This is a genomic window from Cupriavidus nantongensis, from assembly GCF_001598055.1.
GTDB classification, from domain to species: Bacteria; Pseudomonadota; Gammaproteobacteria; order Burkholderiales; family Burkholderiaceae; genus Cupriavidus; species Cupriavidus nantongensis.
Genome location: NZ_CP014845.1, coordinates 802872 through 817786, shown reverse-complemented (window position 1 = coordinate 817786; position 14915 = coordinate 802872). Strand labels below are relative to the sequence as shown.

The following is a 14915-nucleotide window of genomic DNA, read 5'->3' as shown; positions in this document are numbered from 1 at the left end:
CGCGACCGCGGCGCCGGATGCCGTAAGCGCCGCCCGGGGCCGAAACCTAGAACAGGTAGCGGGCGCCGGCATTGAACAGCCAACCCTGGATCCCGCCCCGCCCCATCGCATGCTGGTACGAGACCCGGCCATTGAGCGACAGCCGCGCCGTCGGCATCCCGTTGAGCCCCAGCGACAACTGGAAGGCGTCGCCCAGCTTGCCGGATTCGAACTGGACTTCGCCGACGTGCACGTTAGTGCCGCCGGTGAACGCATGGAACAGATCGAAGCCAACGTATGGCGTCAGCCGGCCGCCGGCGACGGCGACCGGCCGGGTCAGGCGCACGCCGGCACGGCCCACCAGCTGGTTCTGCGAGCCGATGTTGACCTCCAGCTCGTCGACGTCGATGTTGTTGCGGAAGCTCACGTGCTGCCCGATCAGCTGCAGCTGCGGCTCCAGGTTCAGGCCGTAGCGCATGGCAAACGGGTAGCCGGCTTCGATCGACGCGGCGAACAGGCCCCCGTCCATCGAACTGGCCCGGCCGCGCGCCTGCGTCGAGACATCGCCGTCGAACCATCCGCCCGACAGGATGCCGTCGACATACCAGCCCTGGTGGCTCTGGTAGGTGCCGTAGCCGCTGATGCGGTAGATGGTGGCACGCGTGCGGCTCGGCCCGTCGACGGCATGCGGCGTAAAGTGCAGCCAACCGATCGAACCGGCCAGGCCGAACCGCCACAGGCCGGTCTCGCCGTCCTGGCGGAACAGGTTGCCGCCGAGGTGGATGGCCGCGTAATCGCCATTGGCGTCGTAGCCGTACCGTTCGAACGACTGGTTGCTGGTGTAGCGGAAATTGCCGCCATAGGCGCGGAAGAACATCTCGCCGGGGCCCTGGTCGCGCGCCAGCGCACGGTCGTCGCGCACCTCGCCCAGGCGGCGGTGCAGGCTGTCGAGGTCGAGCATGCCGGCGTGCAGCATCGCAGCCGGCGCGGTGACGTAGGACGCCACCTGCGGCGCCACCGCGGGACGGACATCGGGCGGAAGCGGCTGGTCCGGATCGGGCACCACCGGGCCATCGGGCTCGACATAGGCGCTTTGCAGCCGGTAGTCCCAGTAGCCGGACGCATTGCCGACCAGCGATGCATTGGCATCGGCCGCGCTGATCGACGAACCTGGGCCATAGGCATACAGCCGGTAGGCGTAGGGCGAATTGGCGGCGGTGACATAGCCGCCTCTGAGCGCGAACGCATCCGGCGTGGAGCTGCCGGCGACCTGGACCACCGAGATGCCTTCGCCGGCGTTGACCACGCCGCTGGGCGAGGTGATCGCCCCCGGGCTGGTGGCGACCGGCTTGATCTGCAGCGTGGTGGTGCCGCTGGCCGCGCCGTTGATCAGCAGGCGGTCGGTGAATTGCTGCGCCAGGCTGCCACCCGCGTCGAGGAAGGTGTTCAGCGCCACCACGCCGTTGTTGCCGGCATAGTCGCCGGTGACGCTGACGCTGCGGTAGGCATTGCCCGGGATCGGGCTTGCCAGCAGCGAACGGCGCCGGCCCAGCGGCAACCCGGGCGCCGCCTGTACGTCGATCACGCTGCCGTCATTGCCAAGACGGGTCAGCACCGAACTCGCCGTCACGTTCCAGCGGCTGCCATTGGAAAGGTTCAGGGTCGACTGGCTGCCGTTGCCGGTCACCGCGGCGCCGGTCAGGGTCGAGGCACTGGCATTCAGCGTCGCCACGCCCGGCACATTGACCGGCGTGCCGCCGGAAGACTCCTGCCGGCCCAGCACCTGCAGCGCCGCCACGCCCTGGATGGTGGTGTTGTTCGCCGCGATGGTGGCGGAACCGCCCGCGACGCTGATCGCCGCGCCGGCGTTCGACACGACCGAGCTGTTGGCGAGGGTCACGGTTTCGGTGGTATTCAGCGCCTGTCCCAGCGACGGCACCGGCGGTGCCGTCGCCACCGGTGCCGGCGAGCCGTCATCGTTGGGCGGTGCCACGGGAGCCGGTGCCGGTGCCGCATTGGCAATGGCGGTGGCCGAGGCCGCATCCGCAACCCCAAGCAGATGGATGCCCGCCGCATCGACACCGGCGGCATGCAACGATGCGCCGGTGGCGCTGAAGCGGCCGCCCGAACTGACCCGGACCACATTCGCGCCGGCGCCGCCCGTAGTGACGGCGACGCCGGCACCCTGCGGGTCTTGGGCCAGCTCGACCGTGGCATCGTTGATATAGATGCCGTGGGCATTGGCCGCGCTGCCGGTATCGACCCGCCCGCCCGCCAGGCGCAACGCGGCACCTTGCCACGCATAGATGCCCATGCCGCCGCCGCTGGTGCCGATATCGAAATGGCTGCCGGCATAGGTGCTGGCGCCGCCGTCGAACACCGCCCCGTGCGCGCCGGCGCCTGCCGTGCGCACCACCATGCCGTCAATCTGCGCCGTGGGCGCGCCGACCACCCGCAAGCCATAGGCGTTATCGCCCTGGGTGGTCAGCGTCAGGTTGCGCGCCTGCAAAGTGGAACCGTTGTACGCATAGACGGCATGGTCTTCCGCCGTCGCGGTGCTGACCGAAACATCGGTCAGGTCCAGCGTCGATGCCACGGCCTGCACGCCGCGCGTCGCGCCGCTGCCGCTGCCGCTGGTAATCGCCGTGCCGGTGGCGCGCAGCATCGCACCGTCGCTCAGGTAGATGCCATAGGCGCCGCCGAACACCGTGCCGCGGGTCAGTTCCACCGTGGTGCCGACGGCCCAGACGCCGACCCCGGCGGCGCTGGAGATCGCCGTATCGGTGGTGCGCAGGATGCCCCCCGCAGTGACGTAGGCGCCGTGGCCATTGGCCAGCGCCCCGCTGAGCGCGCCGCCGGTCATCGTCAGCGACGATCCGGCGCCGTTGACCCAGGTGCCCATGCCGGAAGTGCCCTGCGCGGCGAACCGGCTATCGGCCGCCACGGCGGTCGCACTGCCGGCCACGTACAGGCCCCGGGCGCTGGGGCCTGTGGCCGTCACCGTCGCGCCCTGCATGTTCAGCGTGCCGCTGCTGACGAAGATACCGTGGGCGGTGGTCCCGCCCGTCGTGACCGTGGCGCCGTTGAGCGTGGTGGTGGAGTTGCCATACAGGTAGAGGCCGTAGGCGGTATCGCCCTGCGTACGGATCGTCCCGCCCGTGACGGACAGATTCGAGCCGATGGCCTGGATCCCATAGCCGCTGGTGCCTTGCGTGCTCACATTGGTACCGCTCAACACGCCGGTCGCCCCGTTGATCACGACCCCGCGCGCGCCGTTGAGGCTGGCATTCACACTGCCGCCGGTGGTTTCGATCCTGGCGCCGCTGGTGGCATAAATGCCGTAGACGTCCGCCGCCTGCACCGTGACATCGGTGTTGGACAGTTTCACCGACGCATTGCTCCAGGCCAGCACACCGTGCCCGCTGCCAGAGGTAACCAGCGTGGAGTCCCTGACATCCACCGATGCAAACCCGCCGTAGGCGTGGATAGCGTAGGCACTGGGGCCGTCGGCCGACATGTACATGCGCGCGCCGGTAAAGACCGAAGGGCCGGTCTCGCCGGGGACATAGACGCCATGCACCGAGTCCCCGTGGCCACGGGCGTAGGTCAGGCGGCCCGCAACGCTGCTGCCGACGACGGTCAGCGTGCCGTTTGCCACGTAGAGGGCCGTGTTGGGCGCGCCTTGCCGATAGTCCGAGTCGATGAAGATATCGCCCGGTGCCGGACCGAGATCGGGATTGATGGTGGCCAAGCCTTGCCTGGCCACCGACACCCCGGCGCCGCCGAAGTTTTGCGGATATGGCGGCTTGGGGTAAATCGTCGTACTGCCCTGGATAACGCCGTCCGTGCCGAAGAACTGGAATGCGGTGGCATAGGAGCCAGGCCCGTAGGTGCCCGACGGCGTGGCATTGGATTGCGCCTGCACGCCTCCCGCATATACCAGTCCGGCCACCACGGCGGCGAGCGGGGTCAGACGGAAGTGCAATCCGGCGTCCCGCTTGCGGACAACACGCGGGCGATGCTGCTCCTTCGGCATAGTGCTTATCCCTTGACGGAGGCTACCGTCCCCGAAGCGGGCAGCACCGGCGCGCGCGCCGCGCCTGTCCGGCGATTCAGCTCTGGGGTCGGTGCCGGAAACCGGCCAGTGGCGGCGAAGCCAGGCTCCGCATTCGCCACTTGTAGCTTGCGCCAAGAATGCCGAAAATCAAGTTAGTGTTTCTTGCCTGCCAATTAAGTTATTTTTTTCAGATGCCGGCCTCAGGCCGGCTCCCCTCAGAACGAGCGCGGCAGGCCCAGCACGTGTTCGGCGACGAAGGAGTAGATCAGGTTGGTCGAGATCGGTGCCACCTGGTACAGGCGCGTCTCGCGGAACTTGCGCTCGACATCGTATTCGCAGGCAAAGCCGAAGCCGCCGTGGAACTGCAGGCAGGCGTTGCCGGCCTCCCAGCTGGCCTTGGCGGCCAGGTACTTGGCCATGTTGGCCTGCGCGCCCATGGACTCGTGCTTGTCGAACAGCTCGCAGGCCTTCCAGCGCATCAGGTTGGCGGCCTCCAGTTCGATGAACGACTCGGCGATGGGGAACTGCACGCCCTGGTTCTGGCCGATGGGGCGGCCGAACACTTCACGCTCCTTCACGTACTTGGTGACCCGGTCCATAAACCAGTAGCCGTCGCCGATGCACTCGGCGGCGATCAGCGTGCGCTCGGCATTGAGGCCGTCGAGGATGTACTTGAAGCCCTTGCCCTCTTCGCCGATCAGGTTTTCCTCGGGGATCTCCAGGTCCTCGAAGAACAGCTCGTTGGTCTCGTGGTTGACCATATTGGGGATGGGGCGCACGGTCAGGCCCTTCTTCTGCGCCTCGTGCAGGTCGACCATGAAGATCGACATGCCCTCGCTCTTCTTCTTTACGTCGGCCAGCGGCGTGGTGCGCGCCAGCAGGATCATGAAGTCGCTGTGCTGCACGCGGCTGATCCACACCTTCTGGCCGTTGACGACGTAGCGGCCGTCCTTCTTCACCGCCGAGGTCTTGATCTTGGTGGTGTCGGTGCCGGTGGTGGGCTCGGTCACGCCCATCGACTGCAGGCGCCATTCACCCGAGGCGATCTTGGGCAGGTACTTTTCCTTCTGCGCCGTGGAGCCGTGCCGCAGCAGCGTGCCCATGTTGTACATCTGGCCGTGGCAGGCGCCGGAATTGCCGCCGCAGCGGTTGATCTCCTCCATGATCACCGAGGCTTCGGTCAGGCCCAGGCCGGAGCCGCCGTATTCCTGCGGAATCAGCGCCGCCAGCCAGCCCGCGGCGGTCAGCGCGTTGACGAAGGCCTCGGGATAGGCGCGCTGTTCATCGACCTTGCGGAAATACTCGTCGGGAAACTCGGCGCACAGCGCACGGATGGCATCGCGGATTTCGTGGAAATTGTTCGAGAGGGTCTGTTCGATCATGGCGCTGCCTTGCGGTCGGTCTGTGTCGGTGGCGGCGTGGCGGATGGCCGACGCCGCGTGATAGCCGCAATGGTCGCGGCGTTCGGCCGGCGGGACAATCAGCGATTCCGAAAGCGCGCCTTCCGCGCGGCTTAAGGCGGGGCCTGCGGCGTGTTTCGGCATCGCCAAAGCCGGCCCTTGGCATTGTCGAATAGCGCAAACGCGGCTTTGGCGACATGCTCTGGGCTATCCGGCACCGGCCGGCCGATTTCCGGCCGATTTCCGGCCATGTGCCGACCGAACGCTTCCCCCCGTGGACATGCACGACCTGGCCTCCCGACTGCAAACCCTGATCCGCCCCGGCGACCACCTCTGGTGGGGACAAGCCACCGCCGAGCCTCTGACGCTGACGCGCGCGCTGGTGGCACACCGCCATGCCATCGCGCGCGGCGGGCGCTTCAGCGTGTTCGTCGGCATCGGCCAGTCGGACACGCTGCAGCCAGAGCAGGCCGACGTGATCGACTTCTTCGGCTATGCCGCCAGCGGGCCGCACCGCCGGCTGGCCAGTGCGGGCGTGCTGGACATCGTGCCGAGCCATTATTCGCACCTGCCGGGGCTGATCCGGCACGGCACGCTGCGCGCCGACGTGGTGCTGGTGCAGGTGTCGCCGGCCGACGAACAGGGCCGCCACAGCCTGGGCCTGGTGCATGAATACCTGCCCGCCGCGCTCGACCGGGCCCGCGTGATCATTGCCGAAGTGAACCCCGAAGTGCCATGGACCCACGGCAGCCGGTATCTCACCGCCGACCAGATCACCCTGCAGGTCGAGGCGGAATTCCCGCCCATCAGCCTGGAGCGCAGCGCTCCCGGTCCGGCCGAACAGGCCATCGCCCGCCATATCGCCGGCTGGGTCGAAGACGGCGCGACCCTGCAGATGGGCATCGGCACCCTGCCCGAGGCGGTGGTGGCGGCGCTGCATGACCGCCGCGACCTGGGGCTGCACAGCGGCGCGGTCGGCGACGGCATTGCCGCGCTGGCCGAGGCCGGTGTGCTGACCAACGCACGCAAGCGCATCGATACGGGCATCGGCATTGGCGGCATTTTGATGGGCAGCGAACGGCTGCGGCGCTGGGCGCATCGCAACCCGCGGCTGCAGCTGCGCGAGACCGCCTATACGCACCATCCCGAAGTGCTCGCCAGCGTCGACAAGCTGACCGCGATCAATGCGGCGATCGAAGTCGACCTGACCGGACAGGTCAATGCCGAAGTGGCAGCCGGCGTCTATGTCGGCGCGGTCGGCGGCGCGGTGGATTTCCTGCGCGGCGCCGCGCGCAGCCGCGGCGGCCTGCCGATCGTGGCGCTGCCAGCCACCGCCAAAGGGGCAAGCCGCATCGTCGCGCAATTGTCCGGCCCGGTCAGCACGCCGCGCGCCGATGCCGGGCTGATCGTGACCGAGCATGGCGTGGCCGACCTGCGCGGCCAGACCCTGTCGCAGCGCGTGCGCCGCATGCTGGACATCGCTGCCCCCGAACACCGCGCAGGCCTGGAACGCCAGGCCCATGCGCTGCTGCGCCAGTGCGGCGCGGCCTTCGTCGCCCTTTCCAACCTTCCCGGAACGGCGCCCACCGACTAACTTGATGGTTCACCCGATACCGAATTCCAAGGAGACTTCCATGCGCAGAGCTGCAATCGTCACCCCCCTTCGCACCCCCGTCGGCACCTTTGGCGGCAGCCTGCGTCCGGTCCCGGTCGAGGAACTGGCCGCCACCGCCGTGCGCGCGGTGGTGGAGCGCAGCGGCATCGACCCGGCGCGCATCGACGACGTCGTCTTCGCCCAGTCCTACGCCAACAGCGAAGTGCCGTGCGTTGGCCGCTGGGCCGCGCTGCAGGCGGGCCTGCCGGTGGAAGTGCCGGGCATGCAGCTGGATCGCCGCTGCGGCGGTGGCCTGCAGGCCATCGTCACGGCATCGATGATGGTGCAGAGCGGCGCCGCCGACGTGGTGATCGCCGGCGGCGTCGAGAGCATGAGCAATATCGAGTACTACACCACCGATATGCGCTGGGGCGCGCGCTCCGGCAACGTGCGCTTCTTCGACCGGCTCGATCGCGGCCGCGAACGCTCGCAGCCGGTGGAGCGCTTCGGCAAGATCTCCGGCATGATCGAGACCGCCGAAAACCTGGCGCGCGACTACGGCATCAGCCGCGAGGACGCCGACGCTTTTGCCGTGCGCAGCCACCAGCGCGCCGCGGCGGCGTGGGAGGCCGGGCGCTTCGACGCCGAGATCGTCCCGGTGCAGGTGCCGCAGCGCAAGGGCGAGCCGGTGGCGTTCACGCGCGACGAAGGCTTCCGTCCGCAGACCACGCTGGATAGCCTGGCCAAGCTGCGCGTGCTGATGCCGAACGGCACCGTCACCGCGGGCAACGCGAGCCAGCAGAACGATGCCTCGGCCGCCTGCCTGATCGTCGCCAAAGACAAGCTCGCCGAACTCGGCCTGACCCCGATGGCCTCGCTGGTTGGCTGGGCCGCTGCCGGCTGCGAACCCTCGCACATGGGCATCGGCCCGGTGCCGGCGGTGAAGAAGCTGCTGGCGCGCCTGAACCTGACGCTGGAGCAGATGGACCTGGTCGAGCTGAACGAGGCCTTCGCCTGCCAGGTGCTGGCCGTGCTCAAGGGCTGGGACTGGCAGGACCGGGACGCGATCGAACAGAAGCTCAACGTCAACGGCTCGGGGATCTCGCTGGGCCATCCGATCGGCGCCACCGGCGTGCGCATCCTGGCCACGCTGCTGCACGAACTGCAGCGCCGCGGCGGCCGCTACGGCCTGGAAACCATGTGCATCGGCGGCGGCCAGGGCATTGCCGCGGTGTTCGAACGCTATTGATCGAACGCTACTGATGCCGCTGCCGCGGACACTTCGCCCGCACCAGGACGCCTGAAACATGCCACCGGACCGAGCCCCCCTCACCCGCATCAGCGACATCCCGCGCCACTGGGCCGCGCACACGCCCGGCCATGTCGCCGTCATCGAAGAAGACCGGAGCACCACCTATGCGCAGCTGTGGGCCGGCATCGGGGACGCGCAGCGCTACCTGCAGGCGCAGGGCGTGGGCACCGGCGACCGGGTGCTGGTGGTGGCCGAGAACTGCCTGGCGGTGATCACGCTGGTGTTCGCCCTGGCGGAGCTGGGCGCATGGCCGGTGGTCGTCAACGCGCGCCTGTCCGAGCGCGAGATCGAGGTGATCCGCGCCCACTGCCACCCGCGCCTGATGTTGTTCACCCACGCGGCGTCGCCGGATGCGCTGCGCCACGGCGTGCGCTACCGCGCCCGCGAAATCGCCCCGGCCGGCCTGGGCCCGCTGATGGCCAGCGCAGTCGACGCGACCGCCACGCGCGAGCCGGAAGCGCTTGCGCACGAGGTGGCCGCGCTGGTCTACACCTCGGGCACCACCGGGCAGCCCAAGGGAGTGATGGTCACCCACCGCGGCCTGCTGCACTTTGCCGAGGTCACCGTGGCCTCGCGCCGCATGCAGCCGGACGACTGCGCCTACGCGGTGATGCCGATCTCGCATGTGTTCGGGCTGGGCACGCTGCTGGTCTCGACGCTGCACGCCGGCGCCAGCCTGTACCTGTGCGCGCGCTTCAACGCGGCGGACCTGACCGCGGCGATCCGCGACGGCGCGATCACGCTGCTGCAGGGCGTGCCGGCCATGTTCAGCCGTATCCTGGCCCACGTGCGGGCGACCGGTGCGCCCTTGCAACCATCGCCGCGCCTGCGCTATCTCTACACCGGCGGCGGGCCGCTCGACCCCACGCTCAAGCGCGATGTCGAGGCAGTATTCGGCCAGCCGCTGCACCATGGCTACGGCATGACCGAGTACGCCGGATCGATGTTCGTGACGCGCCTGGACCGGCCGCGCGCCGATTGCGCCGCGGGCGAGATCGTCCCGGGTGCCGACCTGCAGGTGGTCGGGCCCGACGGCAAGCCGGTGCCGCCGGGACAGCCCGGCGAACTGTGGATCCGCGGGCCGGGCGTGATGCGCGGCTATTACCGCGCGCCCGAACTGACCGCCGAGGCCTTGCGCCCGGGTGGCTGGCTCAACACCGGCGATATCGGGCGGCTGGATGACGAAGGCGCCCTGTTTATCGTCGGCCGCACCAAGGACCTGATCATCCGTTCTGGCTTCACCGTCTACCCGATCGAAGTCGAATCGGTGCTCAACACGCATCCGTCGGTGCGCGTGTCGGCCGTGATCGGCCTGCCCGCCGCGGATGGCAACGAGGAAGTGATTGCCTTCGTCGAACTCCGCGAAGGCGAGCGCTTCGACGCGCCGGCGCTGCAAGACTACCTGGTCGGGCGCTTGTCGCCCTACAAGCGCCCCGAACGCATCGTGCGCGTGGCGGCGATGCCGACCACGGCCAGCGGCAAGCTGCTCAAGCACCAGTTGCGGCAGTCGCTCGCGGACCAGGCATAGCCCGCGGGGCCGGGGCGCGGGTTCAGTCCTGGCGCCCCTGCCCGTCTTCGACCAGCAGGTCCACCAGCTTGCGCGCGAACAGCGGCAAGGCGTCGACGTCGGCCACGCAGATCTGCAGCTGGCGCTCGGCCCATTCGTCGTCGAGCTGGACGATGCGCAGCGACATGGCCCTGGCATGTCGGCGCGCGGTGGTCTCGGGCAACACGCCCACGCCGACGTTGGCCTCGATCATGCGGCACGCGGTCTCGAAATTGCTGACCTGCACGCGCCAGCGCAGCGTGCGCTGCAGGTCCGCCGCGGCGCGCTTCAGGAAGTTGTGGATGGCGCTGTCTTCGGGCAGGCCGATAAAGTCGTAGTCGAGCGTATCGATGAAATCCACGCGCCCGCGCTCGGCCAGCGGATGGCTCAGCGCGGTCGCCAGCACCAGCCGGTCGCGCCGGTATGGCATGACCTCCAGCCCTTCGGTGCGCACGTTGCCGGCGATGATGCCGATATCGACGATGCCCTCCTGCACCGCGCGCACGATGTCCGGGCTGAGCCGTTCGTGCATGTCGATGGTCACGTCCGGATGGCTGACCAGGTAGCTGCGCAGCACCGCCGGCAGGAACTCGCTCATGGCGGTGGTGTTGGCGAATACGCGCACGTGGCCTTTGACGCCCGCCGCGTATTCCTGCAGGTCGCCGCTGAGCTGCTCCAGCTGGCGCAGCACGCGGCGCGCATGGGCCAGCAGGGTCTCGCCCGCCCCGGTCACCTTCATGCCCTGGCTGCTGCGGCTCAGCAGCTTGACGCCGACGTGTTCCTCCAGGTTCTTGATGCGCGTGCTGGCCGCGGCCAGCGACAGGTGCGAGCGCTGCGCACCGCCGGTCAGGCTCTGTGCCTCCGCGATATGCGTGAACAGTTTCAGGTCGACCAGATCAAAACGCATGACATCATTCCCGGGCGCAACGGCGGCTTGTTTCGTCGATTATTTCGTCGGATGATTTCGCCGGATTATCTCGCAAACCGCGCCGCGCGCGTCATGCCACCGAGCGCTGCCGCGGCATCGCGTGCGCGCCGGCCAGCCGCCGCGCGGCCTCGAGCGAGACGCCGAAGCGGTCATAGAATGCGCTGTCCAAATCACCGTTGGCCGGCCAACCGACCCGTCGCCGCGCGTCGGCAAGGGCCGCGTCGCCCGCCATCACATCGAACAGCAGCCGCATCAGCCGTTGCGTGCGGCACAGGTCGGTCAGCGCGGTGCCCTGCGCGAACAGCGCGCGGCGCAGCTGCGCCGCAGACATGCCGAGGCGTTCCGCGATAAACGCCGCGTTCCAGGCGTACTGCGGCTGCAGGAACACGCGCTTGGCAATGCGGTGGTGCAGGCATTCCGACGGGTGTGCCGGAGCCAGCCCCCGCATCTCGAGCGTGCATGCCGCCGGCTGCGCGCTGCTGCCATCCAGGCGCAGCGCAAACACTTCGAACGGATCGATGACTGCCTGCTGGCCGGCCAGCAGCACCCGCTCGTAGCCGCGTCGCCTGACCACCACCCGGCCGCGCTCGGCGCCCACCGACAACGGAAACGCCAGCCACAGCTGCTGCAGGCTGGCGTGCATGGAGGACTGCAGATGGACATGCATGGCGGACTAGGAAGTCTGGCGAAGGGCGGCGAGGGGCGGACAGGATCAACCTGCATGATCGCCGCAATCCGGCGCGCGCGCCTCTGCCATTCCCGAACACTCCGTTCGCCGCCGCTGCATGCAGGTTCCGTTGCCGGCGCCAGTTCAGGCCGCCGGAAACGCCTTGACCAGGTGCCGCAGCAGGCCATCCGCGACCGGCGACAAGTGCCGGCCGGCACGCGTCAGGATGTGGATGCGGCTGTTGTTCAGGATGGGATTGGCCATCGGCAGCGATACCAGCTGCCGCAGCTGCGGCTCCTTCAGCGGCACCGAGCGCGCCGTCAGGATATAGCCCAGCCCCATCGCCGCGTACTCCCACAGCACCTTGAAGGAGTTGGTGACCAGCATCGGCTTGAGCGTGATGTGCTCGTCCAGCTCGGCCGCCTGCACATGCTTGCGCACGCCGAACGAACCCGCCAGGAACGCGCCCTGGTGCTGCGCCAGGTCCGCCAGCGTCAGCGCGCGCCGGCGCCGCGCCAGCGGATGGTCCTTGTGCACGTGCGCGCGGATCGGCGACAGCCGCGAATAGTGCGATTGCAGCCGCGCATCGTCGGGCGGCTGGAACACGAAGCCGATATGGGCCAGATCCTCCAGCAGCAGGCGCACGGTCTCGTCGGTGCCCGCCACCTGGATGCTGCAGGTGACGTCGGGATGCTTGCGCAGGAAGCCCTGCAGCACCGGCTCCAGCACCAGGTCGACAAAGCCTTCGCCGAAGGACAGTTCGACATGGCCGCGCTGGGCGTTCTTCAGGTTGTTCACTTCGGCCACGAAGGTGTCCTGCAGGTCCTGCTGGCGCCGCGCAAACAGCGCCAGCAGCCGCCCCGCGTCGGTGGCGACCACGCCACGCCCGCGCCGCTCCAGCAGCGTCAGCCCGGTGTCCTGTTCCAGCCTGGCCACGGCACGGCTGACCACCGAGGGGTCCAGCTCCAGCGCTTCGGCGGCGCCGCGCACCGAACCGGTCTCGATGATCTGCAGCAGGCACAGCGCCCGCTTGCGGTCCAGCACGTCTTCCATGTCTCGGTCTCCTCCTGCGGCGATGCGCGATTTTCTTATCGTTGCATTCTATACAACGATTTGTCGCTACCGTTGTCATGGTTTCGGCGCACGGCTGCGGAGAGAATGCGATGAACCACCACGTTCCCCAGCCGCCATGACCGATACCCTGCCCGCCGAACTGCAGCGATCCATCCAGACCCTCGCGCCGGAATTCGTCGCGATCCGGCGCCAGATCCACGCGCATCCGGAGCTGGCCTTCGAAGAGCGCCAGACCAGCAACCTCGTCGCCGAGCAGCTGGCGGCATGGGGCTACGCCGTGCACCGCGGCCTGGGCACCACCGGCGTGGTCGGCACGCTGCGCAAGGGCCACGGCAGCAAGGCGCTGGGCATCCGCGCCGACATGGATGCGCTGCCGATCCAGGAACAGACCGGCCTGGACTATGCCAGCACCATCGCGGGCAAGATGCATGCATGCGGCCATGACGGCCACACCGCGATCCTGCTGTGCGCCGCGCGCTACCTGGCCGAGTCGGTCGATTTCAACGGCACGCTGAACCTGATCTTCCAGCCGGCCGAAGAGAACGAAGGCGGCGCGCTGCGCATGCTGGAGGACGGGCTGTTCGAGCGCTTCCCGTGCGACGAGGTGTACGCGCTGCACAATTCGCCGGGCATGCCGGTGGGACAGATCGGCGTGATCGCCGGTCCCGCCATGGCCTCGTTCGACCGCGCCACCGTCACGCTGCGCGGGCGCGGCGCGCACGGCGCCATGCCGCACCATGGCATCGACGTGATGCAGGGCGCGGCCAGCATGGTGCTGGGGCTGCAATCGATCGTCAGCCGCGAGATCGACGCGCTCAAGTCGGCGGTGATCACCGTGGGCGCGCTGCAGGCCGGCAGCACCTACAACGTGGTGCCCGACACCGCAACCATCAAGATCGGCGTGCGCACGCTCGACCCGCGCGTGCGCACGCTGGTCGAAGAACGCATCCAGGCCTTCGTCACCGCGCAGGCGCAGAGCTTCCGGCCGCAGGCGGAGGTGATCTACGAGCGCAAGTATCCGGTGCTGGTCAACCATGCCGCGCAGACCGAATTCGCGCGCCAGGCCGCGATCCGGCTGGTGGGCGCCGACAACGTGGTCGAGCGCCCGCCGGTGATGGGCAGCGAAGACTTCGCCTACATGCTCGAGCATCGCCCCGGCGCCTATATCCGACTGGGCAACGGCCTGGGCGAAGACGGCGGCTGCATGGTGCACAACCCGCTGTACGACTTCAACGACAAGGCCCTGCCGGTCGGCGCCGCGTTCTGGGCGCACCTGGCGCAAAGCTATCTGGCCTGACAAAGAAACCGAGGAGACAACCCCATGGCTACCCTGAACCGTCGCCGCTTCCTGCAACACGCCGGCCTCGCCGCCGGTGCTTCCGTGCTGTCCGGCCTGCCGGCGTTTGCGGCCGATGCCTTTCCCGCCAAGGCGCTGTCGCTGGTGGTGCCCTACCCTGCCGGCGGCGCCAGCGACGCGTCGGCGCGCATCTTCGGCGAATCGATCAGCAAGAGCGTGCGCCAGCAGGTGGTGGTGGAGAACTACGGCGGCGGCACCGGGCTGATCGGCGCCAACAAGGTGCTGGCCGCGCCGGCCGACGGCTACACCTTCTTCCATGGCTCGATCAACGAGGTGTTCCTGGCGCCGCTGCTGAACCCCGCGGCACGCTACAAGCCGCAGGACTTCTTGCTGGCCGCGCCGATCAGCGACGCCAATATCGTGCTGATGGTGCGCAACGGCATCGCCGTGGACAGCCTGGACAAGTTCATCGAATTCGCGCGGCAGGGCAAGGGCAAGTCGCTGACCTACGCCACCGTCGGCATCGACTCGATCTATCACCTGATGGGCGATGCGCTCGCCGCGCGCCTGGGCGTGCCGTTCCTGCACGTGCCCTACAAGGGCGGCGCGCCGGCGCTGCAGGGCCTTGCCGGCGGCGAGGTCGACTTCGCCATCCTGCCCTACCAGTCCAGTTTCGACAGCATGCAGCAGCAGGGCCGGCTGAAGATCCTGACCAGCTTCTCGCGCGCCCTGCCGCCCGCGCTCAAGTCGGTGCCGCTGATTACGCAGAGCAAGCTGGTGCCGGATTTCGAATACACCATCGGCGGCGGCTATTTCGTCAGGCAGGGCACGCCGGCAGAGCGCGTGGCGGTGCTGCGCAAGGCCATCGGCGAAGCGCTGGCCAAGCCGGAGATCCGCGCCAAGCTTGAAGCCGAGGGGCGCACCGTGCTGCAGCCGATCGACAGCCAGGAACAGGCGAACCGGATGTTCGACCAGTACCTGGCACGCGTCAACAAGCTGATCCAGGGCGTCGGCCGCAAGACCAACGCGGCCTGAGACGTTGCGATGAGGGGCGGCAAGCC

The 14915-nt window shown here is 68.7% G+C and carries 10 protein-coding genes; 5 read left to right on the top strand and 5 right to left on the bottom strand.

Annotated features, from left to right (window positions below):
• Positions 1 to 46: 46 nt before the first annotated feature.
• Together A2G96_RS24915 and A2G96_RS24910 are read right to left on the bottom strand one after the other, a co-directional pair.
• Complete coding sequence (locus A2G96_RS24915) at positions 47 to 3964, bottom strand: autotransporter outer membrane beta-barrel domain-containing protein (RefSeq protein WP_062802871.1); 3918 nt, start codon at positions 3962 to 3964, stop codon at positions 47 to 49.
• Positions 3965 to 4251: 287 nt separating this feature from the next.
• Positions 4252 to 5418: an acyl-CoA dehydrogenase family protein gene (locus A2G96_RS24910; RefSeq protein WP_085960217.1), complete on the bottom strand. Its 1167-nt coding sequence runs from the start codon at positions 5416 to 5418 to the stop codon at positions 4252 to 4254.
• A gap of 298 nt (positions 5419 to 5716) precedes the next feature.
• On the opposite strand from A2G96_RS24910, the gene A2G96_RS24905 reads away from it, so the two are divergent.
• From A2G96_RS24905 to A2G96_RS24895, 3 genes are read left to right on the top strand one after another with little or no spacing between them, the layout of a single operon-like run.
• Positions 5717 to 7030, top strand: a complete 1314-nt coding sequence (locus A2G96_RS24905; protein ID WP_062802870.1) for an acetyl-CoA hydrolase/transferase family protein — start codon at positions 5717 to 5719, stop codon at positions 7028 to 7030.
• Positions 7031 to 7070: 40 nt separating this feature from the next.
• Positions 7071 to 8279: an acetyl-CoA C-acetyltransferase gene (locus A2G96_RS24900; RefSeq protein WP_062802869.1), complete on the top strand. Its 1209-nt coding sequence runs from the start codon at positions 7071 to 7073 to the stop codon at positions 8277 to 8279.
• A 58-nt stretch (positions 8280 to 8337) separates the two neighbouring features.
• Complete coding sequence (locus A2G96_RS24895) at positions 8338 to 9870, top strand: class I adenylate-forming enzyme family protein (protein WP_062802868.1); 1533 nt, start codon at positions 8338 to 8340, stop codon at positions 9868 to 9870.
• Between the two features lie 22 nt (positions 9871 to 9892).
• On the opposite strand, the gene A2G96_RS24890 is transcribed toward A2G96_RS24895, so the two are convergent.
• The 3 genes from A2G96_RS24890 to A2G96_RS24880 all read right to left on the bottom strand — a co-directional run bounded on the left by A2G96_RS24890 (position 9893) and on the right by A2G96_RS24880 (position 12536).
• Entirely contained in the window at positions 9893 to 10795 is a 903-nt protein-coding gene (locus tag A2G96_RS24890) for a LysR family transcriptional regulator (RefSeq protein ID WP_062802867.1), read from the bottom strand.
• A gap of 91 nt (positions 10796 to 10886) precedes the next feature.
• Positions 10887 to 11459: an AraC family transcriptional regulator gene (locus tag A2G96_RS24885; protein WP_231909738.1), complete on the bottom strand. Its 573-nt coding sequence runs from the start codon at positions 11457 to 11459 to the stop codon at positions 10887 to 10889.
• Between the two features lie 168 nt (positions 11460 to 11627).
• A complete protein-coding gene (locus A2G96_RS24880) occupies positions 11628 to 12536 on the bottom strand; it encodes a LysR family transcriptional regulator (protein ID WP_062802865.1) in 909 nt (302 codons plus the stop codon).
• 136 nt (positions 12537 to 12672) lie between these two features.
• Between A2G96_RS24880 and A2G96_RS24875 the strand changes: the two genes are divergently transcribed.
• The gene (locus tag A2G96_RS24875) at positions 12673 to 13854 is read left to right on the top strand and encodes a M20 aminoacylase family protein (RefSeq protein ID WP_062802864.1); all 1182 of its coding nucleotides are present in this window, start codon (positions 12673 to 12675) and stop codon (positions 13852 to 13854) included.
• A gap of 24 nt (positions 13855 to 13878) precedes the next feature.
• Complete coding sequence (locus A2G96_RS24870) at positions 13879 to 14889, top strand: tripartite tricarboxylate transporter substrate binding protein (RefSeq protein WP_062802863.1); 1011 nt, start codon at positions 13879 to 13881, stop codon at positions 14887 to 14889.
• The last annotated feature ends 26 nt before the right edge of the window (positions 14890 to 14915 follow it).

Bases quoted from the DNA above. Each gene is read 5' to 3' on its own strand.
- A2G96_RS24910 (WP_085960217.1), bottom strand. From the start codon at position 5,418: ATGATCGAACAGACCCTCTCGAACAATTTCCACGAAATCCGCGATGCC.
- A2G96_RS24905 (WP_062802870.1), top strand. From the start codon at position 5,717: ATGCACGACCTGGCCTCCCGACTGCAAACCCTGATCCGCCCCGGCGAC.
- A2G96_RS24900 (WP_062802869.1), top strand. From the start codon at position 7,071: ATGCGCAGAGCTGCAATCGTCACCCCCCTTCGCACCCCCGTCGGCACC.
- A2G96_RS24895 (WP_062802868.1), top strand. From the start codon at position 8,338: ATGCCACCGGACCGAGCCCCCCTCACCCGCATCAGCGACATCCCGCGC.
- A2G96_RS24890 (WP_062802867.1), bottom strand. From the start codon at position 10,795: ATGCGTTTTGATCTGGTCGACCTGAAACTGTTCACGCATATCGCGGAG.
- A2G96_RS24885 (WP_231909738.1), bottom strand. From the start codon at position 11,459: ATGCACGCCAGCCTGCAGCAGCTGTGGCTGGCGTTTCCGTTGTCGGTG.
- A2G96_RS24880 (WP_062802865.1), bottom strand. From the start codon at position 12,536: ATGGAAGACGTGCTGGACCGCAAGCGGGCGCTGTGCCTGCTGCAGATC.
- A2G96_RS24875 (WP_062802864.1), top strand. From the start codon at position 12,673: ATGACCGATACCCTGCCCGCCGAACTGCAGCGATCCATCCAGACCCTC.
- A2G96_RS24870 (WP_062802863.1), top strand. From the start codon at position 13,879: ATGGCTACCCTGAACCGTCGCCGCTTCCTGCAACACGCCGGCCTCGCC.